Origin of the sequence: Pseudomonas sp. dw_358 (assembly GCF_018449655.1) — a bacterium.
GTDB lineage: Bacteria > Pseudomonadota > Gammaproteobacteria > Pseudomonadales > Pseudomonadaceae > Aquipseudomonas.
The window spans coordinates 309,303-333,164 of sequence record NZ_JAAVUX010000005.1 but is presented as its reverse complement, the minus strand read 5'-3'; the positions used below and the strand labels follow the sequence as shown (position 1 = coordinate 333,164).

Genomic DNA, 23,862 nt, shown 5'->3' with positions numbered 1-23,862 from the left:
CGTGATCAAAACCCTGCTCGCCCATCGAAATCTGTTATTTGTGATTATGCTGCTCGACTCGCAGTGCTTTTTTCTCACCGATGACAAGATTGCCGGGATCCCGCTTTTTCGCGAAGCCTTCCTGGCGGGCATTGTCCTATCGGCACTCATACTGCTGATGTTGTGGAAACAAGCTCATCAATCGAAAACGGCTGCATGGATTGTGCTGTTCGGCGTGGTACTCCCGGTCATGTCGGCCATCCTCGCTAACCTGAATTATGGCCAGCCCTTGCTGTACGGGCTGTTGGAGGAGCGGCGCAGCTTTACCTACCTGCTGTTCTTCCCGGCCTACTTCCTGATGGTCAAGACCAAGCCGACCCAGGACCAGATCGAGCGTTTCATGCTGGTCTCTGGCCTGGCCTGCGTGTTCGTCGGCTTTCTGTATTACTTCAAGATCATTCCACAGACGGCCAACGTCGGTTTCACCGTGGATGAAAAGACCATGAGCCCCGACGACAACCTGCTGCGGCCGGACCGTTATCGGATTGGTGCCAACTACGTGCAGATCTGCGCGTTTATGCTGATGTACAGCATCAAGCGCCACCTGACCGTGGTCAAGGTCGGCATCCTGGGTCTGTTTGCCCTGTACCTGTGGCTGGTTCTGCAAACCCGAACTACCATGATCATCTGGGCACTGGCAGCCTGCTGGGTGTTCCGCAGCAAGCCTCGTCCGTTGTTCCAGATGGCGGGGTTGATCGTGGTAGCACTGGCCCTGGTGTTTGTGATCATGCCGTCCGCGATCACTGACCAATACGACAAATTCAATGCCCTGCTGGGCGAGGCTACTGACGGATCCAGTGTACGGGACACCACCATCGCCCTGACGCTTCGGGACGTGGCAAGGAACCATTTTGTCGGCTTGGGTGCGTTATCACTGCAATGGCAAGGAGGCTTTTCTGCGCTCTATAACGACTGGTTCTACCTTTCGGATGTCGGCATCGTCGGTGTGTATTACCGCTTTGGCTTCTTCACGCCGCTGATTGCCCTGACCTATTACCTGGGGTTTATCCGCATCATGCGCAACTGCAAAAACAAGAACGACATGCTGGCCGCGTTCCAGCTGGATTTCTGGTTTAGCCTGTTCAACATGGTGCTTGCCAACTCGATCATGTATGGGGGTGAGATTTCTGGCCTTGCTGCCGCCGCATTCCTTTATGCGTCCAAGGCGCGTGCCACCTCCGAATCCAGAATAGAGAACCCACGCCATGACCCGATTTCATATCGTCACTATAAACCGCAATAACCTGGCGGGCCTGATCAAGACCCACGTCAGTGTGCAGGCCCAGACCTATCGCAACTTTCGCTGGCTGGTGGTTGATGGCAATTCCACGGACGGCGCCGTGGAGTGGCTGAGCGGCCTGGATAACGACTACACCGATTGGAAGTCGGAGCGCGACCGCAGCTTGTACGACGCCATGAACAAGGGCCTGGTCAAGGCCGCCGCCGAACCGGGGTACACCTTGTTCCTGAACAGCGGCGACACCTTCCACGACGCCACGGTGCTGGAGAAGGTCGCAGAAGCGATCGCCGCCGCGCCGGGCAAGCCGGAATACGTCTATGGCGACTACTGCCTGTCCAACAGCAAGGGCCAGTTGCGCGAAGTCAAGGCCAAGCCGTTTGAACGCTTGAAGCTGGGCATGATCAGCAGCCACCAGGCGATGTACTTCGAGAACGACCGGTTGAACCAGATCCGTTTTCGCGAAGATTTTCCATTGTCGGCTGACTATTGCATGATTGTGGAGTTTGTTTCGGCGGTAAACCCCGACACAGGTGTGTTGAAGATTCCGCAGATTCTCTGCGATTTCGACACCACCGGGGTTTCGCAAGTGCGCAGGTTCGATGCGCTGAAGGAAGACTTGCTGATACGCAAACGGTACATGAATCTCTCGAGCCTTCATGCCACCGGCTTGTATGTGCTGCATTACCTGCATACACACAGCAAGTTGCTACGTGGACAAATGGGCAGCTGACCGCGCTGCCCATTCGAAGTGTCGCTCAGCCCAGGTGGATCAAGGGCAGGTGTTGGATTTGGCGATCCACTTGGCCAGCGTCGGCCATTGCGGACGGGTTACGCCGTTGATGGGTTCGATGGCCAGCGGGTCATTGCCCCACCATGGACCGGCAGCCCAGTAGGCCAGCGGCACGCAGTTGTCGTGCAGGTACGACAGCAGGTTGTCCATCGCGGTCAGCCAGCGGGCATCGTTATCCGGTACGCCGAACTCACCCAGTTGGCCGCGCAGCTTGTTGCGCTTGAGCCATTCCACGAAAGGCTTGGCTCGGTTGACACCGATCATTGGATCAAATGTACCGGTGATAGGGTTGGCGTATGCACCGCTGCTGCCGTCATCCAGATACAGGTGGGCCGAGTAGACCAGGTTGTTGTTCGGGTCCTTGAGCAACAACAGGTCGCCGTTCAAATCCGGGTACATGGTGGTGTTCGACCACGAACGACCATCGACATAGATCGGGTGGACCTTGTCATACATACGCACACCCTCGATACCGGCCTGGGCGTTGGTTTTCCAGTAGGTATCGGCGTCGCCGTAGGGCTCGTTCATCAAGTCATAGCCGTGAGTACCCGGGTTGGCACCCCAACGCAGCGCAACACGCTTCATCAGGTTTTTGTAGGCCGCAGTGGGTACAGCGCTGGTGCCGATGATCTGGTTGTAATACCGACCATAGTTGTGGATGTCGATGATGACGCCCATGTTGCGTTCAGCCGCTTGCGCCAGGAAGGTGTCGATGCGCTTGGCATAAACCGACGCAAACGGACCATTCATGACCGGCTGCAGTCGCTCCCACAGGATCGAGAAACGAATGACGCGGATGCCGCCTTTCTGCCACTTGTTCAAATACGAAGCGGTCGGGAATACATAGTTGGTGCCTTCGGTGCCAGGCACCACGGAACCACCCCAACCGGCCGCGGCCACGTTAAGGTGAACCAGCGGAGCACCGCCGCCATCGGTCAGGGGTTGAAGCGCATTCGCTGAGGGCGCAGAGAGCCAAGCAAACGCCAAAGTAACTGCCCAGATGAAACGTTTCATCTTTCATTCTCCAGATATGCTGCGGCGTACTTCCACCAAAGCGTTAAATAACGGTAGTCCTGCTTCTGAGGGCGAAACAGATCATTTCCTGATCAGGTGACTGTAAAGCTATTTCCAATCTGCACAGTGGCGACACAGTTCATACCGTGCTCGCTAGCCTGCCTGGCGACAGAAGAAAGGTCCTTGCCGGGGTCAAAGCAGGAACCGTGCCCGGTAGGTGAAGTGTTTTTCACCCAAGTGGCTCAACGTGCCGTAAACCCTTGTTCTAAAGGGCTCACGACCGTTCGGCGGGTAGCTGAATCGGTTCTCTGAAGTGCGTTCTCTTGAGATTTTCGAGCAAAATCGAGCCATTTTTGACGTACGTCAACGCTCAGGCGCCAATTTTTCGTGCAATTGTGCCGTTGTTTGTCAGATACGAAATGGAAGATGACAATGCAGTTTCAATCCATGGGAAGTGCACAAGTTGACAGCCTGAAAGTTGCCAGTATTTGTAGGGGAACAGATACAAATACTGGCAGACTGATAAATTTCAACTTGTTTTGTTAACGCCGTCACAGTTTTCCGCGTAATGCAGAAAACTCTCCATATCAGCACTGCACAACAACCGCGACGCCGCCTTCACGTGCGCCACCGGCCAATCCCACCAGGCACAGGCCAGCAGGCGCTCGCGCACCGGCTCGTCAAAGCGCCAGCGAATGAATTTGCATGGGTTGCCGCCCACCACCGCATAGGGCGGGACATCCCGGGTGACCATGGCACCGGCAGCCACCACGGCGCCATGGCCAATCGTCACACCGGACAGGATGGTCACGCCGGTGCAGATCCAGCAGTCACTGCCGATCACCACATCGCCCTTGGTCGGGCGCATGCCTTCGATATCAGCGAGCTCGTCAAACATCTCTGGAAAGGGATAGCAGCTGACCCAGTCCATACGATGACCGCCGCCCAGCAGGATTCGCACATCCGAAGCAATGGAGGTGTACGAGCCGATTCTCAGAGTGGTGGCGTCATCACCGAACTGGGTGACCTGCGGGATGCCATACGTACCCACGCCCACCGTAAAGTGCGGGTAGCGCAGGCGGATTTTCTCTGTGCCACGTTCCAGCTTGTCGAATTGACGCAAATGCTTGCGCAGCTTTCTTTCGCGAATTTTGTCCCAGAACTTCACAAAACCGATTCCAGTGTAGTCATCCGTCGGATACCAAAACGATCCGTCCCGGCATCGATGGTACATGATGTGACATTTCGGAATATTCTGAAATAACTTACTTTCGAGGGGGGGCAAGGAGGGATTCAAGCGCATTGGAGGGAGGGCATCATGCCCCTGACAACCCTGATCCTGAGGGTGGGTTCAGCGGATGAAAAAACCGGTCAAGGCTTCCAGCTCATCGTCGCTGAGCAATCCGGCTGGATAACGCTGGACCATGGCCACACGGGCATCTTCCTGGCGATAACGGATAGCACCGTTGTTTTTCCACCAGACCGCCAAGGCCTGCAGCTTCTCGCCATTGAGGATGTGTGATCCCGACTCGGTGACTGCTCTCATTTGGATTCTCCCCGAACTCATGAGCGGCAAAATCTACGGTATGCGCGTTACAAAATCGCTGCTTTGTAAGCCACCGTTCGACAAACGATACAAATCCTGTGCCACTCACTTGGAGATTTCTGCGCCGATACAAAAAGCCCGTTACATGAACGGGCTTTTTTCTCACTGAATGCGAAAGCCAGCTCAGCGGCGCACACCCGCCGGCTGTTGCTGCGTCAGGCAGTGGATATTTCCGCCGCCCAGCAAAAGCTCGCGTCCAGGCACCATAACCACTTCATGTTCCGGGAAAATACGCTCCAGAATGGCCTTTGCCTCGGCATCCTTGGGGTCGTCGAAGCTCGGTGCAATGATCCCGCCGTTGACGATCAGGAAGTTCACATAGGACCCGGCCAGGCGTACGGAAGGGTGGCGTTCCTGGGTTCCCGCGACTGGGTCGACCCCATCGCATTCTTCCTGGGTGGCGAACAAAGGCCCGGGGATCGGCATTTTGTGCACCGTCAGCGTGCGACCTTTGGCATCTTGTGTGTTTTCCAATACGCTCAGCGCATCATGGCAGCGCGCGTAGTTGGGGTCTTGCGGATCATCGGTCCAAGCCAGTAACACTTCGCCGGGGCGTACGTAACAGCAGAAGTTGTCGACGTGACCGTCGGTCTCGTCATTGAACAGGCCGTGGGGCAGCCAGATGATGGTGTCCACCGCCAGCTGCTCGCTGAGCACCTCTTCTATTTCCTTGCGAAACAGGTGCGGGTTGCGATTGCGGTTGAGCAGGCACTCCTCGGTGGTGATCAGCGTGCCCTCACCGTCCACGTGGATGGAACCGCCTTCCAGAATGAAGTCTTCCGGGGCGTAGCGCTCACAGTGTTCGATTTCGAGGATCTTGCCGCCGACCTGCTCGTCACGGTTCCACGGTGAATACAAGCCGCCGTCAAAACCACCCCAGGCATTGAACCCCCAATTGACCCCGCGCACTTCACCTGTGTCGTTGATCACAAAGGTCGGACCGGTGTCACGCACCCAGGCGTCGTCGCTGCTGAGCTCGACCACACGGATGTCGGGCAGGTCCAGGCGCGCCCGAGCATTGTCGTACTGACCGGCGGACACCCCGACGGTGACCGGTTCGAAACGGGCGATCGCCTTGGCCAGCACCACGTGAGCCGCCTGCACCGGCTTGCCACCCAGCCGCCAGTTATCCGGCCGCTCGGGCCAGATCATCCAGACCTGGCTTTGTCTGGCCCATTCGGCAGGCATATGAAAGCCATCGGCGCGGGGGGTGCTGTTCAGGGTTGTCATCGAAGACCTCGGGTTCTCAATCGAATATCAGGGTTATAACCGATAGATATCGGAACTGGAAGGGCTTCAGAAGCAAAATTGACCAACAAAAACGCTGGCCTCACCCCCTGTTTATCGATAAATATCGGATATTTCGTATTGACAGACCGCCGGGCTGAAAAAATTCGCTCAACGCGCTGAAAAACGGTCATATCGACCTCTCATACTGCCGGGAGTTGCACCTTTGTCTCAGGATCGACGTCGATATCAGGCAGGTCGTTGAACGGTTTTGTGAAGTCCGTGAATTACTTTGCCAATAAGCGTATTTTCATGACGAATCGTGCTTGCGCGCCCCCGTTTTAACTTACAAGCTATGCGCCGAACGGTAGCTTGTCAGTTATGGAAGAAGGTCTCCTTTATATGCGAATTCTCATCACCGGCGGCGCCGGTTTCATCGGTTCGGCATTGGTTCGCCATTTGATCGCGAACACCGAGCACGATGTGCTCAATCTCGACAAACTGACCTACGCCGGCAACCTCGAATCATTGGCCAGCGTGGCAACCAATACCCGCTATGAATTCGTCCAGGCCGACATCGTCGATCAGGCCGCCGTCAGCGCCGTGCTGACGCGCTTCAAGCCACACGCCATCATGCACCTGGCAGCCGAGTCCCACGTGGACCGCTCCATCGATGGCCCGTCGGATTTCATCCAGACCAACATCGTCGGCACCTATAGCCTGCTGGAGGCCACACGCGCCTACTGGCTGACCCTGCCCGCCGACGAGCGCGCCGCGTTCCGGTTCCACCACATCTCGACAGATGAGGTGTATGGCGACCTGCACGGTATCGACGACCTGTTCACCGAAACCACGCCCTACGCGCCCAGCTCGCCCTACTCGGCCAGCAAGGCCGCCTCGGATCACCTGGTCCGCGCCTGGCAGCGCACCTACGGGCTGCCGGTGCTGATCACCAACTGCTCGAACAACTATGGGCCGTTCCACTTTCCCGAGAAGCTGATTCCGCTGGTGATCCTCAATGCCCTCGCGGGCAAGCCCCTGCCGGTGTATGGCAACGGCCTGCAAGTGCGTGACTGGCTCTTCGTCGAAGATCACGCCCGCGCCCTGTTCAAGGTGGTGACCGAAGGCGTGGTCGGCGAGACCTACAACATCGGCGGCCACAACGAACAGAAAAACATCGATGTGGTGCGCGGCATCTGCGCATTGCTGGAAGAACTGGCCCCTCAACGTCCGGCCGGGGTGGCCAATTATGCCGACCTGATCACGTTCGTCAGCGATCGTCCTGGCCATGACCAGCGCTACGCAATCGATGCCAGCAAGATCGAGCGGGAACTGGGCTGGGTACCAGAAGAAACTTTCCAGACCGGCCTGCGCAAGACCGTGCAGTGGTACCTCGACAACCTCGAGTGGTGCCGCCGCGTGCAAGATGGCAGCTACCAGGGCGAGCGTCTGGGCTTTACTCAACCTAAGGATCTGATCGCATGACAAAGGGCATTGTACTGGCCGGTGGTTCGGGCACGCGCCTGCACCCCATCACGCTGGGTGTATCCAAGCAGCTGTTGCCTATCTATGACAAACCGATGATCTACTACCCGATCTCGGTACTGATGCTGGCCGGCATCCGCGACATCCTGCTGATCTCCACGCCACACGATCTGCCGCAATATCGCCAGTTGATGGGCGATGGCAGCCAGTTCGGCGTCAACATCAGTTATGCCGAACAGCCGTCTCCGGACGGCCTGGCCCAGGCCTTCCTGATCGGCGAGGAGTTCATCGGCGATGACGCCGTGTGCCTGGTACTCGGCGACAACATCTTCCACGGCCAGCATTTCAGCGAGCAGTTGATCCGTGCTGCCAACCGCCCGACTGGCGCCACCGTATTCGGTTACTGGGTCAAGGACCCGGAGCGTTTCGGCGTGATCGACTTCGATGCCGAGGGCCGCGCCCTGTCCATCGAAGAGAAACCGACCAAGCCGCGCTCGAGCTATGCCGTGACCGGCCTGTATTTCTACGATAACGAAGTGGTCCGCATCGCCAAGGAAATCAAGCCGTCGCCCCGTGGCGAGCTTGAGATCACCGACGTCAACAACGCTTACCTCAAACGTGGCGACCTGCATGTCGAACGCTTCGGCCGTGGCTTTGCCTGGCTGGACACCGGTACCCACGACAGCTTGCTGGAGGCCTCGCAATACGTGCAGACCATCGAGCACCGTCAGGGCCTGAAGGTCGCTTGCCTGGAAGAGATTGCCTACCAGCATGGCTGGATCAGCCATGACGAGCTGCTGGTGCGCGCCAAGTACTTCGGCAAAACCGGTTACGGTCAGTACCTCTACACCTTGGCCGGGGAAGCAAAATGAAAGTGATCGCCACTGAAGTGCCCGATGTGCTCATTATCGAGCCGCGAGTTTTCGGCGACGAGCGCGGCTTCTTCTACGAGAGCTTCAATGCCAAGGCCTTCGCTGAAGGCACCGGCGTGACGCTGTCGTTCGTGCAGGACAACCACTCGCGCTCCCAGCAGGGCGTGCTGCGTGGTCTGCACTACCAGATCGAAAACCCTCAGGGCAAACTGGTGCGGGTCATCGCCGGTGAAGTGCTCGACGTGGCCGTCGACATCCGCCGCCGTTCGCCGACTTTCGGCCAGCACGTGGCGGTGCGCCTGTCGGCCGAGAACAGCCGGCAACTGTGGATTCCACCCGGCTTCGCCCACGGCTTCATCGTGCTGAGCGAGAACGCCGAGTTTCTGTACAAGACGACTGATTACTACAACCCGTCGGCCGAGCGCTCCATTCGCTGGGACGATCCGGCGTTGGGGATCGACTGGCAGTTCAAGGGTGAACCGAAGTTATCGAGCAAGGATGCATCGGGTAAAACGCTGGCAGAGGCCGATCTGTTCCCATGACTGCACCCTTGCTCGAAATCCTTATCATTGGTCGCAATGGACAGGTCGGCCGCGAGCTTCAAACCAGCTTCGCCAGCATGGGCAACCTGCACTTGCCGGGCCGGGATCAATTTGATCTCGCACGGCCAGAGCAGATGCGTGAGTACATCCAGGCGCTGCGCCCGGATCTGATCATCAACGCAGCGGCTCATACGGGCGTGGACCTGGCAGAAAACGAAGAGGCGTTGTCCTTGGCCCTCAATGCGACCGCCCCTGCGGTGATGGCAGAGGAAGCCGTGCGCCTGGGCGTGCCCTTCGTGCATTACTCGACCGACTATGTGTTTGACGGCAGCAAGAACAGCCCCTACATCGAAAAGGATGTCGCCAACCCATTGAGCGTCTATGGGCGTACCAAACTGGCGGGCGAACTGGCCATCCGCGCCCTCGGTGGCCAGCATCTTATTCTGCGCACCAGCTGGGTCTATTCGCTGCACGGGCGCAACTTCCTGCTGACCATGCAGCGCCTGCTGCAGGAAAAGTCGGAGCTGCGCATCGTTGCCGACCAGATCGGCGCACCGACCTGGGCGGGCACTATTGCCCAGGCCACGGCGACGCTGATGCAACACTGGCGCGATGGCCAACCCGGCCCGTGGGGTACCTACCACCTCAGCGGCCTGGGCGAAACCTCCTGGTTCGGTTTTGCCGAGGAGATCGGCCGCCACCTGCAACTCGAAGGCAAGGCGTGCGCCACGCTCACGCCGATCGCCTCGGCTGAATACCCGACCCCGGCCGAGCGCCCGCTGAACTCCCGCCTGGACTGCAGTCGCCTGCAAGCCCGCTGGGATATTCAGCTGCCCCACTGGCAGGCGGCATTGACGCAGTGCCTGGCCACCCAGCGATAGGTGATAATGCGCCGGACTTCTCCGGCGCATTGCATCCATGCTCACCTCGACCCTGACTCGCCGCCCTCGCTGGCGCAATCTTGCCTTGCTGGCCCTGTGCCTGGCGCCTTTGCTGTGGCCCCTGCAACGCCTGGCCGAGCGCTACTACCGCAGCGAACTGATCAGCCAGAATCGCCAGACCCTGGACCTCTACGTCGCCAACCTGCTCGGCACCCTGCACCGCTTCGAAACCTTGCCGCAGATCCTCGCCGACCTGCCAGCACTGCGCGCCGCCCTCGCGGCCCCGGACGACCCTGCCGCTCAAACCTACGCCAATCACCTGCTCAACGAGATAGCCCATCAGACTGGCGCCGAGGTGATGTACCTGATGGATGACCACGGCAACACCCTGGCCGCGTCCAACTGGGAAAACAAGGACAGCTTCGTCGGCCGCAACTTTGCTTTTCGGCCTTATTACAGCGACGCCATCGCCGGTGGACTGGGACGCTTCTTCGGGCTCGGCACTACTTCGGGCAAGCGGGGCTACTTCTTTGCTGCCGGTGTGCGCGAAGGTGCAGCCGTCAAGGGTGTGCTGGTGATCAAGATCGACCTGGACCACACCGAGACCCTGTGGGGCAAGACGCCCGAGCAACTGCTGCTGACCGACCACAACGGCGTGGTGATCTTGACCTCGCGCCCCGAATGGCGATTCCGCGCCACCCGGCCTTTGACCGAGGCAGACCACCAGGCCATCAGCGCCGTGCAGCCCTACCCCACGCAGGACCCGCAGCCGCTGAATCTGGCACCTAACGCCTGGCTGACACAGACCCGCGAGATCAAGGAGACCGGCTGGCAGGTGAGCATCCTCGCGCCACGCTCGCTGATCGACCGGCCGGTGCGCACGGTGGTGGCCGTGGGCGGCGCGACCCTGTTGGTACTGATGCTGCTGTTGGGACTGACGATGCAGAGCCGGCGCAATTATCTGGACCGCATCGCGTTCGAAGCCCGCGCCCGGCATGACCTGGAAAATCGCGTGATCGAGCGAACCAGCGACCTGGAGGGCCTCAACCGTCGACTCAGGCAGGAGGTCCTGGAGCGCGAACAGGCACAACAGGAGCTCGTCCAGGCCCAGGATGAACTGGTCCAGGCGGGCAAGCTGTCGGCACTCGGTACCATGTCGGCCAGCATCAGCCACGAACTCAATCAGCCCTTGGCGGCAATCCGCAGTTACGCCGAGAACGCCGGGGTGCTGCTGGACCATCAACGCACCGATGACGCCCGTGGCAACCTCAAGTTGATCAGCGAATTGACCGAACGGATGGCCTCGATCATCGCGCACCTGCGCGCGTTTGCTCGCCGTGACCGTCACGCGCTGGAGAGCGTGGCCCTGCAACCGGCCCTGGACGACGCCCTCGCACTGTTGACCAAGCGGCGCCGGGCCATGGCCGTGGAGCTCATTCGCGACCTGCCGGATGCGCCACTGTGGGTGCAAGCCGGCGAAACTCGCCTGCGCCAAGTGCTGAGCAACCTGCTGGCCAATGCCCTTGACGCCTTGACCGAAAAAGCCAACCCGCGCTGCCTGTGGATAAGTGCCAAGCAGACGGCCGATGGCGTCGAATTGAGCATTCGCGACAACGGCCCGGGCTTCACCACTCAAGCCCTGCTGCGCGCCCGCGAGCCGTTCTTCACCACCAAGACCCGCACCCAGGGCCTTGGCCTCGGGCTGGCGATCTGCGATACCTTGATGCGCGCGCTGGGGGGAGAGCTGCTGCTGGCCAACCATGCCCGAGGCGGCGCGCTAGTGACCATGCGCCTGCGTGCCGGCACCCCGGGCGTCAACCTGCAACCGCCAGAGGATCCCTCCGCATGACCATCGCCCCCATCGACAGCAACATCCAAGTGCTGCTGATCGACGATGACCCTCATTTGCGCCAGGCCCTGAGCCAGACCCTGGACCTGGCCGGCCTGCGCCTGCTGTCACTGGGCGACGCCAGCGGCGTGGCCGAACGCATTGAGCGCGACTGGCCCGGCGTGGTGGTCAGCGACATTCGCATGCAAGGCATCGACGGCCTGCAGTTGTTGGAACAACTGCGTGCGCGAGACAGCGAACTGCCGGTGTTGTTGATCACCGGCCACGGCGACGTGCCGCTGGCTGTGCAAGCAATGCGCGCCGGCGCCTACGATTTTCTGGAAAAACCCTTTGCCAGCGATGCCTTGCTCGACAGCGTGCGCCGCGCCCTCGACCTGCGGCGCCTGGTGCTGGAAAACCGTAGCTTGCGCATGGCCCTCAGCGACCGCCAGCAACTGAGCGGTCGATTGCTGGGGCAGTCGCCGTCGATCGTGCGGCTTCGCGAGCAGATCGGTGCCTTGGCAGCCACCCGCGCCGACGTACTGATCCTGGGGGAAACCGGCGCCGGCAAAGAGGTGGTCGCCCGTGCCCTGCATGACCTGTCGAGCCGCCGCAGTGGTCCGTTCGTGGCCATCAACGCCGGGGCTTTGGCCGAATCAGTGGTGGAAAGCGAATTGTTCGGCCACGAGCCGGGGGCTTTCACCGGGGCGCAGAAACGCCGTATCGGCAAGTTCGAATTCGCCAACGGAGGCACGCTGTTTCTCGACGAAATCGAAAGCATGAGCCTGGACGTTCAGGTCAAGCTGCTGCGCCTGTTGCAAGAGCGGGTGGTGGAGCGCCTGGGCGGCAATCAGCAGATCGCCCTGGACATCCGCGTGGTAGCTGCCACCAAGGAAGACCTGCGTCAGGCAGCGGATCAAGGGCGCTTTCGGGCGGACTTGTATTACCGCCTGAACGTGGCCTCGCTGCGCATTCCGGCGCTGCGCGAACGCGGCGAAGACACGCTGCTGCTGTTCCAGCATTTCGCCGATGCTGCCAGCCAACGCCACAGCCTGACGCCACCCCCTCTGCAACCCACCCAGCGCGCGCTGCTGCTGCGCCACGACTGGCCTGGCAATGTTCGTGAGCTGCAAAACGCGGCCGAACGCTTCGCCCTGGGCCTCGAACTCGAGCTGGAAGCACCGCCGGGCGAAGAGCAGGCCCTGCCAGCGGGCGGGAATCTGAGCGAGCAGGTCGAGCATTTCGAACGTTCGCTGATCGCTGCCGAGATGGCCCTTCCCCACAGTTCGCTGCGCAGCCTGGCCGAGGCCCTCGGCCTGCCCCGCAAGACCTTGCACGACAAGCTGCGCAAACACGGGCTCAGCTTTGCCGCTGGAGATGATCATGAATGAAGCGGTTGTACACCTGCAGGCCGTGCTGCATCGTGATATTCCACTGACCCGAGAGATGGGCCTGAGGGTTTCCCGCTGGGAACAGCAAGCCCTGCGCCTGCATCTGCCGCTGCTGCCCAACGTCAACCACAAGCACACCCTGTTCGGTGGCAGTCTGTACTGCGGTGCCGTGCTGGCAGGCTGGGGCTGGCTTTACCTGCGCCTGCGTGATGCCGGGGTGGATGACGGGCATATTGTGATTCAGGAAGGACAAATCCACTATCCGCTGCCGGTGACCGGGGATGCGGTGGTGGTGTGCGAGCCGCCGGCGGCGAGGGACTGGGAGCGGTTTCTGGCGATGTACCAGCGGCGCGGACGGGCACGGTTGGCGTTGGCCACCCAAGTGATGAATGTGGGCAGCGATGAGCCGGCGGTGAGGTTCTCCGGGCAGTATGTACTGCACAGGTGATAATCGGGCGAGAACAGCGGCCTCATCACGGGCAAGGCCTGCTCCCACCGATTTGACCTCGATGGGAAGTGCATTCAGCCATTGGCCAGCACCAGCAACGTCTCGCGCCACGTCACCCCCTCGGGCAATGCCAGGAAATACGGATTGAGCAGCGATTCGCGGGGCGGGTAATCGAACACTGCGCCATCCACTTTCAACACCACCCCACCCGCGCCTTCCAGCACGCCCTGCGCAGCCGCCGTGTCCCACTGGGACGTCGGCGCCAGACGCGGGTAGCAGTCAGCGGCCCCCTCCGCCAGCAGGCAGAATTTCAGCGAGCTGCCGATATTGGCCAACTCCAGTTCACCCACTACCGCACTCAACCCGGCCAGCAGACGTTCCTGCTCCGGGCTGGAATGACGACGACTGGCGACCACGGTAAAAGCCGAGTCGGCTGGGGGCGCCTGACGCACGCTGATCGGTTGTGGTGGCTGATCCGCATCCGTCCGCCAGGCACCCAGTCCGGCACCGCCGGCATAGCAGCGGCCGTTGGTCGGCATCGACACCACGCCGAATACCACCCGCCCCTGCTCCACCAGAGCAATGTTGACGGTGAACTCCTCGCTGCCCGAGATGAATTCCTTGGTGCCGTCCAACGGGTCGACCAGCCACCAACGCTGCCAGGCTGCGCGGGTGGCCAGGTCGATGTTGCAGTCTTCTTCCGACAGAATCGGAATACTGGGGTCCAACGCCGTGAGGCCAGCCACGATCACATGGTGCGCAGCCAGATCGGCGGCCGTGACGGGGGAAGCGTCGGCCTTGGTGTCGACCTGGACGTTGGCCCGCCAGAACGGCAAGATGGCCGCACCGGCACGGTGGGCCAGCTCGACCACGCCGGCGAGTAACGGATGCGCCGCATAAATCTCTCTCATGGCAGAAAAACTCCCCGTTGGGTCAGCAGGTCCCGGACCAGGTACAACGCCGCCAGCGCGCGCCCCTCGGAAAACTGTGGATGCTGGACCAGGCTCGACAGCTCGCGCAGGCTCACACGGTCCACTCGCATGGGCTCAGGCTCGTCGCCCTCCAGGCGCTCCTCGTAAAGATCGCTGGCCAGCACCACCTGGATTTTCTGGCTCATGTAGCCCGGAGACAACGAGAGCTCAGTCAGGTGCTCAAGCTGGCGCGCGCCAAAGCCGGCTTCCTCCTTGAGTTCGCGGTTGGCTGCCGCCAGCACGTCCTCCCCGGGCTCTATCAAGCCTTTGGGTAGCGACAGCTCGTACTCGTCAGTGCCGCCGCAGTACTCTTCGATCAGCACAGCATGATCGGCGTCGATCATCGCCACGATCATCACTGCGCCGTAGCCATTGCCGCGGCCGACCAGACGTTCATAGGTACGTTCCACGCCATTGGAGAAACGCAGTTGCACCTCCTCGACCCGGAACAGACGGCTATTGGCGACGATCTCGCGGGCGAGAACAGTGGGTTTCTGGCGCATGGGCAGCTCCTTGGCGTGAACGGGTTACTATACCTTGGCTGGCGCCGTTGGATGCCACCGTCGTCTGATCACTTCTTGAGAATCTTTCGTATGCCTCTTATACCCTGGAGCGATATCGACACTGTCCTGCTGGACATGGACGGCACGTTGCTCGACCTGCACTACGACAACCACTTCTGGATGGAACATCTGCCCCAGCGCTACGCCGAGGTGCATGGCACCAGCCTGGCCATGGCCGAGATGGAGCTGCAGCCGCTGTTTCGCGACAACGCCGGGACGCTGAACTGGTACTGTCTGGACTTCTGGAGCCGCGAACTGAAGCTGTCGGTGCGCGAGATCAAACGTGAAACCGCTCATCTGATTGCCCTGCGCCCGGATGCCGATACCTTCCTGGCCGCCATCCAGCGCGCTGGCAAACGGGTGATCATGATCACCAATGCTCATCCGGATGCCCTGTCGCTCAAGCTTGAGCGCATCGAGCTGGCGCCGTATTTCGAGCGCATGATCAGTTCCCATGACTACGGCTACCCCAAGGAGCACCCGCAATTCTGGGATGCCTTGCGTGAGGACACCGGCTTCGATCCGGCCCGCAGCCTGTTCATTGACGACACCTTGCCGATCCTGCGCAGCGCGCGCCGCTACGGCATCTGCCACCTGCTGGCCGTGCACGAGCCGGACAGCCGCAAAGGCCCGAAGAACACCGAGGAATTCGAGGCCGTAGTGGATTATCGCCAGCTGATCGAAGGTCTTTGATCGCTGTCCCCGTTACCTGGAGCCGTCATGGACATCAAGCAGCTGAAATTTCTCATCGCCCTCGACGAGACCCGGCATTTTGGCCAGGCGGCGGCACGCTGCAACATCACCCAGCCGACCCTGTCGATGCGCCTGCGCAACCTTGAAGAAGAATTGCAGTTGCCGCTGGTCAATCGGGGCCAGCGTTTCGAGGGTTTCACCGCGCCCGGCGAGCGGGTGCTGGCCTGGGCCCGTACGGTGCTGGCGGCGTACGATGGCCTGCAAGCGGAAGCGGCGGCCTGTCGCGGCCATCTGGTCGGCACGTTGCGCCTGGGCGTGGTGCCGCTGTCAAGCTTCGATCCGCTGCCACTGTTGCGCAAACTGCATGAACTGCACCCCAACCTGAGCTTCGAACTCAGCTCACTGAGCTCCGAGCAGATCCTCGAACAGCTGGCGAGCAATCGCATTGACCTGGGCGTGTCCTTTCTCGAGCGTCTGGATAACGAACGTTTCGACTCCCTGACCCTGAACGAGACTCGCATGGGCTTGCTCTTCGACCAGCGGTTCTTCGATTTCGGCGAGCAGCCTCTGAGCTGGGAAGCCATGGTCGAACTGCCGCTGGGAATGCTGACCGTGGGCATGCATTTTCGTCAGTCCATCGACCATAACTTCCACAGCCGCAGCCTGATGCCAAAACCGCTGTTGCAGACCGACGCTGTGCATCAGCTGTTGCAAGCGGTTCATGGCGGCCTGTGCTGCGCGATCATGCCGCTGGACGGCAGCCTCGATGCACTGACCGAACATCTGCGCCTGCAACCTATAGAGCACGCTCATACTCTGGCCCCCCTAGGTCTGATCATGCGCCGCCAGGCGCCGCGATCGGCCTTGGCCGAAGCCTGCTTTGCCCTGCAGCTGCAGCTCCAGGGTATGTGATCGACGCGATCTATCACCACATCGGAACAAGCGATTAGACGCCATCTACCGGCAGGCCTAGGCTTAAGGCACTAAAAACTGCCGGTAACGCGTCATGAACGCCAAGCTCATGCAGCAACCGGCAGGCGCAGTGCTCCCTTCAGCGCCCATCGCGCCTGCCGCCAGTCAGACTTACAGCTACACCCACCTTGCCAGCGATACGACGGACAGCACCGCGCTGGCCGAGGAAGTGGCGCTGGCGATTGCCTACAACGGCATCAGCCAGGCGGTGATGCTGGTCAGCCCCACGGACCTGGAAGACTTTATCGTCGGCTTCAGCATCGGCAGCGGCATCATTGCCAGCGCCGACGAAATCTATGACCTGAAGCTCAGCGGCTGCGGTTCGGCGCAACAAGCGGAGGTGGCGATCGCCAGCCGGGCGTTCTGGAACCTCAAGACCCAGCGTCGACAGCTGGCCGGTACCAGCGGCTGCGGACTGTGTGGCGTCGAAGCGGTGGAGCAGGCCTTGCCCGAACTGACCGTGCTGGCCGGAGCCCCCCTTCCGCCTGCGGTCTGGCTGGAAGGGCTGCGCCAGCGCATCGGTGCATTCCAGCCGCTGGGCCGTCATTGCGGCGCGGTGCATGCGGCGCTGTTCATGAACGCTCAAGGCGAGTTGCTGATGGGCCGCGAAGACATCGGTCGGCATAACGCCCTGGATAAATTGATCGGCGCGCTGATCCGCCAGGACATTGCCACGGCTGGCGGGCTGGCCATCGTCACCAGCCGCTGCAGCCTCGAACTCATCCAGAAAGTCCTGCGAGCCGGCATCCAGACCCTGGTCAGCCTGTCCTCGCCCACTGGCCTGGCCCTGCAATGGGCTCGCCATCACAACCTGAATCTCATTCACCTGCCGCAGCACAGCGCGCCACGTGTCTACAGCCCCGCGATGGAGAACCAAGCGTGAGCAACCATAATCAAGCCGACAAGACCCCGACGCCCCGTTACAAGCCTTACAAAGGCGCGGCCGGCGGCTGGGGCGCGCTCATCAGTGTGACTCAGGCGTGGCTGACCAGCGACAACGCGTTGAAGAACATCCGCACCATGCTCAAGACCAACCAGAACGGCGGCTTCGACTGCCCTGGCTGCGCCTGGGGCGACTCGCCGGAAAGCGGCATGGTCAAGTTCTGCGAAAACGGCGCCAAGGCGGTGAACTGGGAAGCCACCAAGCGTCGCGTCGATGCTGCCTTCTTTGCCAAGCACAGCGTGACCTCGCTGCTGGAGCAAAGTGACTATTGGCTGGAATATCAGGGTCGGCTGACAGAGCCGATGGTATACGACGCCACCACCGACCATTACCAGCCGATCAGCTGGGACAATGCGTTCAAGCTGGTCGGGCGCCACCTGACCGGGCTGACCACCCCTGATCAGGCCGAGTTCTACACGTCCGGCCGGGCCAGCAACGAAGCGGCATACCTCTATCAACTGTTCGTCCGCGCCTACGGCACCAACAACTTCCCTGATTGCTCGAACATGTGCCACGAAGCGAGTGGCGTGGCGCTGTCGCAAAGCGTCGGGGTCGGCAAGGGCACGGTGACCTTCGACGACTTCGAACACGCCGACGCCATCTTTGTCTGGGGCCAGAACCCCGGCACCAACCACCCACGTATGCTTGAACCCCTGCGCGAAGCCGTGCAGCGCGGCGCTCAGGTGGTGTGCATCAACCCGCTCAAAGAGCGTGGGCTGGAACGCTTCCAACACCCGCAGCACCCCATCGAGATGCTGACCAACGGCGATCGGCCGACCAACACCGCGTATTTCCGTCCAGGGCTGGGCGGCGACATGGCGATGATGCGCGGCATGGCCAAGTTCCTCTTGCAGTGGGAGCGCGACGCTCAGACCAGCCAGGCACCTGCGGTGTTCGACCATGACTTCCTCAATGAACACACAGGTGGCGTGCTGGACTATCTGGCGGCGGTGGATGACACGCCTTGGGAGCAAATCGTCGAGCAGTCCGGCCTGCCACTGGCCGAGATCGAGCTGGCGGCGCGGATGTACCTCAAGGCCGAGAACGTGATCATGTGCTGGGCCATGGGCATCACCCAACACCGGCATTCGGTGGCGACCATTCAGGAAATCGCCAACCTGATGCTGTTGCGCGGCAATATCGGCCGTCCGGGCGCGGGGCTGTGCCCAGTCCGCGGCCACAGCAACGTGCAGGGCGACCGTACCATGGGTATCAACGAGCGGCCGCCGGCCTTCCTCCTCGACGCCCTGGAAAAGCGCTTCCAGTTCAAGGTGCCGCGCAGCAATGGCCACAACGTGGTCGAAGCCATCCACGCCATGCTCGACGGGCGCGCCAAGGTGTTCATCGGGCTGGGCGGCAATTTTGCCCAGGCCACGCCGGACAGCCCGCGCACCGCCGAGGCCCTGCGCAATTGCGAGTTGACCGTGCAGATCAGCACCAAACTCAACCGCAGCCACCTGATGCACGGCAAGGACGCGCTGATTCTGCCCTGCCTGGGGCGTACCGACATCGACCTGCAAGCCGAAGGGCCGCAAGCGGTCACGGTGGAAGACTCGTTCAGCATGGTGCACGCTTCCAACGGCCAATTGCAGCCACTGTCCCGGGAAATGCGCTCGGAGCCGGCGATCATTGCCGGTATCGCCGCCGCGACCCTGGGCACTCACCCGGTGGACTGGAACTGGCTGATTGCCGATTACCGGCGGATCCGCGACCTGATCGCCGACACCCTTCCGGGCTTCAAGGACTTCAACCTGCGCCTGGAAAATCCGGGCGGCTTCTACCTAGGCAACAGCGCTGCCGAACGCCGCTGGAACACCGCCAGCACCCGCGCCAACTTCAAAGCCAACACGCTGCCCATGGACCTGATTCATGAGAATGTGCGGGCCACCGGACAGGTGCCGGACCTGATCATGCAGTCGTTGCGCTCCCACGATCAGTACAACACCACGATTTACGGCCTGGACGACCGCTATCGCGGGGTTCGTGGCCAGCGCGAGGTGCTGTTTGCCAACGAGGCCGACATTATTCGCCTGGGATTTCAGCCGGGACAGAAAGCGGATCTGATCGCCATCTGGGACGATGGCCGGGAGCGCCGGGTCAATGGCTTCACCTTGCTGGCCTTTGATATTCCGGCAGGTCAGGCGGCGGCTTACTATCCAGAGGTCAACCCATTGGTGCCGCTGGAAAGCGTGGGCACGGGGAGCCATACGCCAACGTCCAAGTTCGTGGCGATTCGCCTGGAGCGCTCGGCCGTGTCCAATCGGATTGTTTGATCAAGCCTGTCCCCTGTAGTGTTCAGGCGATTCCTGCCAAGGCCGCTCGCAGCGCCTCAGGAATCGCCACCGGCCGATTCGATACCCTCTCCACGAAAACATGGACAAAGCGCCCTGCCGCGCAGGGCTCATCCTCCCCAAGCTTGAATACTGCCAGCTCGTACTGCACAGAGCTGGTACCCAGCTTGCCGACGCGCAAACCCACCTCGACACGCTCGGGAAACGCCACCGACGCAAAGTAGTCGCAGGCCGAGCTGACCACCAGCCCGACAACCGCTCCATCATGAATGTCCAGGCCGCCTTGCTCGATCAAGTAGGTGTTCACCGCCGTGTCGAAAAAGCTGTAATAGGTCACGTTGTTGATATGGCCATAGAGGTCATTGTCGTGCCAGCGAGTGGTAATGGGCTGAAAATGGGAAAAATGACTGCGTTGCGCGGCAGGGTCGGTCATGGTCGGTTCTCGGGTGGGCACAGACGCCATGTTGGCATTGCCCCGCCACTAGCACAAACCCACTAGGCAAGCCTTCGCCGTCGGTTTAACCTCGCCATCGCAACCAGAGTACCATCGCGGAGGATGGAGCCATGCTGGAACCCAGGGACGAGGGTGTCACCCATATTCAACGGCCACGCCCAGGCGAATTCGATGTGGTGCTGGGCAGCCGTCCCACGCCGCCCAAAACCGGCAGATCCAGCGCCCGCCTGGTGGTGTACCTGCTGTTGTTCGCGGTTGCCGGCTGGTTGCTCAGCTCGCAACTGTTCGGCGCCAGGCCTCAGGCCAGCGTCTCCATGGTCACAGCGCCGGCCGTCGCACAAACGCAAGGCCCCGAGCCCTCGGCCCCGGAGCCAGACCCGCAGCCGGTGGTTCAGCACATCGACATTTCACTGCCCGTCACCACCACACCACAGCTCGCTACCGCGGCGCCTCAGCCGTTGGACAAGTGCCTGAAACAAGGCAATGTCATCGACCAGAGCGTTGCCGACTGCCGCTTTGGTCCAGGCGGCCAGCCTGATACGGCGAATACCGCGAGCAGCATGGTGTCGGCGCAGTACATGGCCGGTTACAAGTCCAGCCAGGACCGACCTGCCGTCAAGCGCCACAAACCCTTCCAGGTCGCGATTGTGACCCTGCGCGAATGGGACGGGCGCAATGCATACCGGGCCATGTGGCGTATCAGCGATAACGTGATCGACAACAACAGCGTCTGCGCAAACTTCAGCGGCGGTTCGATCGAGCGGCGTGAGTGCCGGCGATCCGCGCAGGTCTACTTCAAGGAGCAGTGCAAGGAGTGGGGTAGTCGAGTGGAAAACAACGGGGACGAGGCCGGCAAGGTGGCCCAGACTCGCTATTGCACGGCAACGAAAACCTTCGACCCTTCCGACGGTTGAACGCCAGCCATGAAAAAACCGCCCGAGGGCGGTTTTTTCATGGCTGGCGGCGGCTTACAGCTGAGGGCCGGCGGCCTTGATGGCATCGCTCACGTCGAACTTCTTGAAGTTCTCGATGAACAGCGAGGCCAGGCCTTTGGCTGCTTCGTCGTAGGCAGCCTTGTCAGCCCAGGTGTTGCGGGGATTGAGCAGGCCGGTATCGACACCCGGCACCTGCTTCGGTACGTCGAGGTTGATGGTGGCCAGGTGCTCGGTTTCAGCACCCATCAGCGCGCCGCTCTGGATGGCAGCAATGACGCCCCGGGTGGTCGGGATGTTGAAGCGTTTGCCGACACCGTAGCCCCCACCGGTCCAGCCGGTATTGACCAGGTAGACCTTCGAGCCGAAGCCGCGAATGCGCTTGATCAGCAGTTCGGCGTACTCGCCTGCGGGACGCGGGAAGAACGGCGCACCGAAGCAGGTGGAGAAGGTCGACTTGATGCCGCTGCCCGAACCCATCTCGGTGGAGCCCACCAGCGCGGTGTAACCCGACAGGAAGTGATAGGCGGCCTGCTCCTCGCTGAGGATCGACACCGGCGGCAACACGCCAGTCAGGTCGCAGGTCAGGAAGATCACGGCATTGGGCTCGCCGCCCAGGTTCAACGGCGCGCGCTTGTCGATCAGCTCGCGCGGGTAGGCCGCACGGCTGTTCTGGGTCAGGCTGTCGTCGGTATAGTCCGGCAGGCGGGTCTCAGGGTGCAGAACGACGTTCTCCAGCACAGCGCCGAACTGAATGGCTTTCCAGATGACCGGCTCGTTCTTCTCGGTCAGGTCGATGCATTTGGCGTAGCACCCCCCTTCGATATTGAACACCACGCCTACGCCCCAGCCGTGCTCGTCGTCACCGATCAGGTAACGGCTTTCATCGGCAGACAGGGTGGTCTTGCCGGTGCCAGACAGGCCGAAGAACAAAGTGACATCACCCTCCTCGCCCATGTTGGCCGCGCAGTGCATCGGCAGGACGTCGACGGCCGGAAGCAGGAAGTTCTGCACCGAGAACATGGCCTTCTTCATTTCACCGGCGTAACGCATGCCTGCGATCAGCACTTTCTTTTCGGCGAAATTGATGATCACGGTGCCATCGGAATTGGTGCCATCGCGCTCGGGCTCGCACACGAACCAAGGGGCGTTGAGCACTTGCCACTCCTGCTTGGCCGACGGGTTGTACTGTGCCGGGTTGATGAACAGACAACGGCCGAACAGATTGTGCCAAGCGGTTTCAGTGGTCATTTTGACCGGCAGGTAGTGCGCTTCGTCGGAACCGACATGAACGTGAGAAACGAAGTGCTCACGCTCGTCCACGTAGGCCTGCACGCGATCCCACAACGCGTCGAACTTGTCCGACGGGAACTTGCGGTTGATGGGTCCCCAGGACACGGTGTCGCGGGTTACGGCATCTTCGACGATAAAGCGATCGACCGGCGAACGGCCGGTGCGGTGACCTGTTTTCACGACCAGCGAGCCATTGGCGGCGAGCTCGCCCTCACCACGTCGAATGGCTTCTTCCACCAGTTGAGCGGTGCTGATGTCAATGTACACGGCGTTGTTGGCTTGCGTCATGAGGTTCCCCGTAGGCCAGTGGCCGAGTGCTCCAAACGTTTTGTAGTAGAAAGCGAAAACCTACTACAGCAGTAAAAGTGGCCGGATTATGCCTAGGAATAGGCCTTTCGAGAAGGGGCCTCCTGTCGAAACGGCGTTAAACCGGCGCACCTTTGTTCACCTGGCAGTGCTGAAATGTTTCAGTGACGGGTATCTGACGGCGAATCTACGCCCGCTCCGGCGAACAACTGCTCTACGTCGGCACTGTCGAAGAGGTAGCGCTGATTACAGAACTGGCAATCAATCTCCACCGATCCACCGTGCTCAGTCAATAATAGCCGTGCGTCTTCATGTCCGAGGCTGATCAGCGCACGGGCCGAACGCTCCCGCGAACAGCTGCACTTGAAGCGTAGTGGCTGAACGTCGAACAGGCGCACCGGGTCTTCATGATAAAGGCGGTGCAGCACGGTTTCGTTGTCCAGACTCAGCAGTTCCTCGGTCTTGAGGGTCTGCGCCAGCGCAGTGATGTGCTGCCAGCTGGCTTCACGGTCTTCATCATCCTTTTGCATCTCGCGCGGCAACTGCTGCAACAGCAAACCACGGGCACGGGTGCCATCGGCGCGCAACCAGAAACGTGTGCCGAGCTGCTCGGACAGGGCGAAGTAATTGGAAAAACACTCGGACAAATCATTGCCGTCCAGCGCCACGATGCCTTGATAACGCTGGCCATTGGTCGGGTCGATGGTCATGGCCAAGGTGCCTTCAGGCATCAACTGGGGCAGACCGTCGCTGGGCTCGATGCGCGCAGCGTCATAGCGCGCCAGGCCGCGGATATCGCGCTCGCTGGAGCACTCGATCATCAACAGCGGGACCGGTCCCTCGGAGCGCGCCTGCAGTATCAGCAGGCCGTCGAACTTAAGGGTCCCCACCAGCAATGCAGCGGCAGCCATGAACTCCCCCAGCAACTGAGCGACCGGCTCGGGGTAGGCGTGCTTGGCCAATACTTCGGCATAGCTCTGCTCAAGCGCTACCAGCTCGCCGCGAACGTCACTGTTGTCGAAAATGAAGCGCTGGGTGAAGTCGGTGTCCGGCAAATCGTGCATAGGTCTCGTATCTGATC

23 protein-coding genes are annotated in these 23,862 nt (G+C 61.0%); 14 read left to right on the top strand and 9 right to left on the bottom strand.

All coding sequences use genetic code 11. The features are described from left to right. Position 1: 1 nt before the first annotated feature. A complete protein-coding gene (locus HB675_RS10865; protein WP_213878302.1) occupies positions 2 to 1,282 on the top strand; it encodes a hypothetical protein in 1,281 nt (426 codons plus the stop codon). Then, the gene (locus HB675_RS10860) at positions 1,245 to 2,009 is read left to right on the top strand and encodes a glycosyltransferase (protein WP_213878301.1); all 765 of its coding nucleotides are present in this window, start codon (positions 1,245 to 1,247) and stop codon (positions 2,007 to 2,009) included. Before HB675_RS10865 ends, HB675_RS10860 begins: the two co-directional genes overlap by 38 nt. A 39-nt stretch (positions 2,010 to 2,048) precedes the next feature. Here the strand turns inward: HB675_RS10860 and HB675_RS10855 are convergent, their stop codons facing one another. The 4 genes from HB675_RS10855 to aguA all read right to left on the bottom strand — a co-directional run bounded on the left by HB675_RS10855 (position 2,049) and on the right by aguA (position 5,919). After that, positions 2,049 to 3,083 (bottom strand): glycoside hydrolase family 5 protein, encoded by a 1,035-nt coding sequence (locus tag HB675_RS10855; RefSeq protein ID WP_218626512.1) that lies wholly within the window; start codon positions 3,081 to 3,083, stop codon positions 2,049 to 2,051. A gap of 529 nt (positions 3,084 to 3,612) precedes the next feature. Beyond that, positions 3,613 to 4,251 carry a CatB-related O-acetyltransferase gene (locus HB675_RS10850; protein ID WP_345945763.1) on the bottom strand — a complete coding sequence of 213 codons (639 nt, stop codon included), beginning with the start codon at positions 4,249 to 4,251 and terminating at the stop codon, positions 3,613 to 3,615. Between the two features lie 183 nt (positions 4,252 to 4,434). Further along, positions 4,435 to 4,629 carry a hypothetical protein gene (locus tag HB675_RS10845; RefSeq protein ID WP_213878300.1) on the bottom strand — a complete coding sequence of 65 codons (195 nt, stop codon included), beginning with the start codon at positions 4,627 to 4,629 and terminating at the stop codon, positions 4,435 to 4,437. Positions 4,630 to 4,812: 183 nt separating this feature from the next. Then, complete coding sequence (aguA, locus tag HB675_RS10840) at positions 4,813 to 5,919, bottom strand: agmatine deiminase (RefSeq protein WP_213878299.1); 1,107 nt, start codon at positions 5,917 to 5,919, stop codon at positions 4,813 to 4,815. A 399-nt stretch (positions 5,920 to 6,318) separates the two neighbouring features. Here aguA and rfbB point away from each other — a divergent pair, with 399 nt between their 5' ends. Genes rfbB through HB675_RS10805 form a run of 7 tightly spaced genes read left to right on the top strand, consistent with a single transcriptional unit; the run spans position 6,319 to position 13,363 of the window. Then, on the top strand, positions 6,319 to 7,401 hold the full coding sequence (gene rfbB / locus HB675_RS10835; RefSeq protein ID WP_213878298.1) for a dTDP-glucose 4,6-dehydratase: 1,083 nt from the start codon (positions 6,319 to 6,321) through the stop codon (positions 7,399 to 7,401). Further along, positions 7,398 to 8,273, top strand: a complete 876-nt coding sequence (gene rfbA / locus HB675_RS10830; RefSeq protein ID WP_213878297.1) for a glucose-1-phosphate thymidylyltransferase RfbA — start codon at positions 7,398 to 7,400, stop codon at positions 8,271 to 8,273. The genes rfbB and rfbA overlap by 4 nt, the downstream gene beginning before the upstream one ends. Beyond that, positions 8,270 to 8,815, top strand: a complete 546-nt coding sequence (rfbC, locus tag HB675_RS10825) for a dTDP-4-dehydrorhamnose 3,5-epimerase (protein WP_213878296.1) — start codon at positions 8,270 to 8,272, stop codon at positions 8,813 to 8,815. Before rfbA ends, rfbC begins: the two co-directional genes overlap by 4 nt. Then, positions 8,812 to 9,696 carry a dTDP-4-dehydrorhamnose reductase gene (gene rfbD, locus HB675_RS10820; protein ID WP_213878295.1) on the top strand — a complete coding sequence of 295 codons (885 nt, stop codon included), beginning with the start codon at positions 8,812 to 8,814 and terminating at the stop codon, positions 9,694 to 9,696. The genes rfbC and rfbD overlap by 4 nt, the downstream gene beginning before the upstream one ends. Positions 9,697 to 9,733: 37 nt before the next feature. After that, positions 9,734 to 11,545: an ATP-binding protein gene (locus tag HB675_RS10815; protein WP_213878294.1), complete on the top strand. Its 1,812-nt coding sequence runs from the start codon at positions 9,734 to 9,736 to the stop codon at positions 11,543 to 11,545. Continuing rightward, a complete protein-coding gene (locus tag HB675_RS10810) occupies positions 11,542 to 12,915 on the top strand; it encodes a sigma-54 dependent transcriptional regulator (RefSeq protein WP_213878293.1) in 1,374 nt (457 codons plus the stop codon). The genes HB675_RS10815 and HB675_RS10810 overlap by 4 nt, the downstream gene beginning before the upstream one ends. After that, on the top strand, positions 12,908 to 13,363 hold the full coding sequence (locus tag HB675_RS10805; RefSeq protein ID WP_213878292.1) for a YiiD C-terminal domain-containing protein: 456 nt from the start codon (positions 12,908 to 12,910) through the stop codon (positions 13,361 to 13,363). The genes HB675_RS10810 and HB675_RS10805 overlap by 8 nt, the downstream gene beginning before the upstream one ends. A 74-nt stretch (positions 13,364 to 13,437) precedes the next feature. Here HB675_RS10805 and cysQ read toward each other — a convergent pair whose 3' ends face one another. Both cysQ and nudE read right to left on the bottom strand, forming a co-directional pair. Beyond that, entirely contained in the window at positions 13,438 to 14,274 is an 837-nt protein-coding gene (gene cysQ, locus HB675_RS10800; RefSeq protein WP_213878291.1) for a 3'(2'),5'-bisphosphate nucleotidase CysQ, read from the bottom strand. Then, positions 14,271 to 14,837, bottom strand: coding sequence for an ADP compounds hydrolase NudE (gene nudE, locus HB675_RS10795; protein WP_213878290.1), 567 nt, complete (start codon positions 14,835 to 14,837; stop codon positions 14,271 to 14,273). The genes cysQ and nudE overlap by 4 nt, the downstream gene beginning before the upstream one ends. Before the next feature lie 90 nt (positions 14,838 to 14,927). On the opposite strand from nudE, the gene yrfG reads away from it, so the two are divergent. The 4 genes from yrfG to HB675_RS10775 all read left to right on the top strand — a co-directional run bounded on the left by yrfG (position 14,928) and on the right by HB675_RS10775 (position 19,778). Beyond that, positions 14,928 to 15,590 carry a GMP/IMP nucleotidase gene (gene yrfG, locus HB675_RS10790; RefSeq protein WP_213878289.1) on the top strand — a complete coding sequence of 221 codons (663 nt, stop codon included), beginning with the start codon at positions 14,928 to 14,930 and terminating at the stop codon, positions 15,588 to 15,590. 27 nt (positions 15,591 to 15,617) lie between these two features. Continuing rightward, positions 15,618 to 16,502, top strand: a complete 885-nt coding sequence (locus HB675_RS10785; RefSeq protein WP_213878288.1) for a LysR family transcriptional regulator — start codon at positions 15,618 to 15,620, stop codon at positions 16,500 to 16,502. 94 nt (positions 16,503 to 16,596) lie between these two features. Then, positions 16,597 to 17,445, top strand: coding sequence for a formate dehydrogenase accessory sulfurtransferase FdhD (gene fdhD / locus HB675_RS10780; RefSeq protein ID WP_213878287.1), 849 nt, complete (start codon positions 16,597 to 16,599; stop codon positions 17,443 to 17,445). Further along, positions 17,442 to 19,778: an FdhF/YdeP family oxidoreductase gene (locus tag HB675_RS10775; RefSeq protein ID WP_345945759.1), complete on the top strand. Its 2,337-nt coding sequence runs from the start codon at positions 17,442 to 17,444 to the stop codon at positions 19,776 to 19,778. Before fdhD ends, HB675_RS10775 begins: the two co-directional genes overlap by 4 nt. Before the next feature lie 22 nt (positions 19,779 to 19,800). On the opposite strand, the gene HB675_RS10770 is transcribed toward HB675_RS10775, so the two are convergent. Beyond that, entirely contained in the window at positions 19,801 to 20,229 is a 429-nt protein-coding gene (locus tag HB675_RS10770; RefSeq protein WP_213878285.1) for a thioesterase family protein, read from the bottom strand. A 131-nt stretch (positions 20,230 to 20,360) separates the two neighbouring features. On the opposite strand from HB675_RS10770, the gene HB675_RS10765 reads away from it, so the two are divergent. After that, entirely contained in the window at positions 20,361 to 21,164 is an 804-nt protein-coding gene (locus HB675_RS10765) for a hypothetical protein (protein ID WP_213878284.1), read from the top strand. Between the two features lie 54 nt (positions 21,165 to 21,218). On the opposite strand, the gene HB675_RS10760 is transcribed toward HB675_RS10765, so the two are convergent. Beyond that, entirely contained in the window at positions 21,219 to 22,763 is a 1,545-nt protein-coding gene (locus HB675_RS10760; RefSeq protein WP_213878283.1) for a phosphoenolpyruvate carboxykinase, read from the bottom strand. 179 nt (positions 22,764 to 22,942) lie between these two features. Beyond that, entirely contained in the window at positions 22,943 to 23,845 is a 903-nt protein-coding gene (hslO, locus tag HB675_RS10755) for an Hsp33 family molecular chaperone HslO (RefSeq protein WP_213878282.1), read from the bottom strand. Positions 23,846 to 23,862 lie beyond the last annotated feature (17 nt).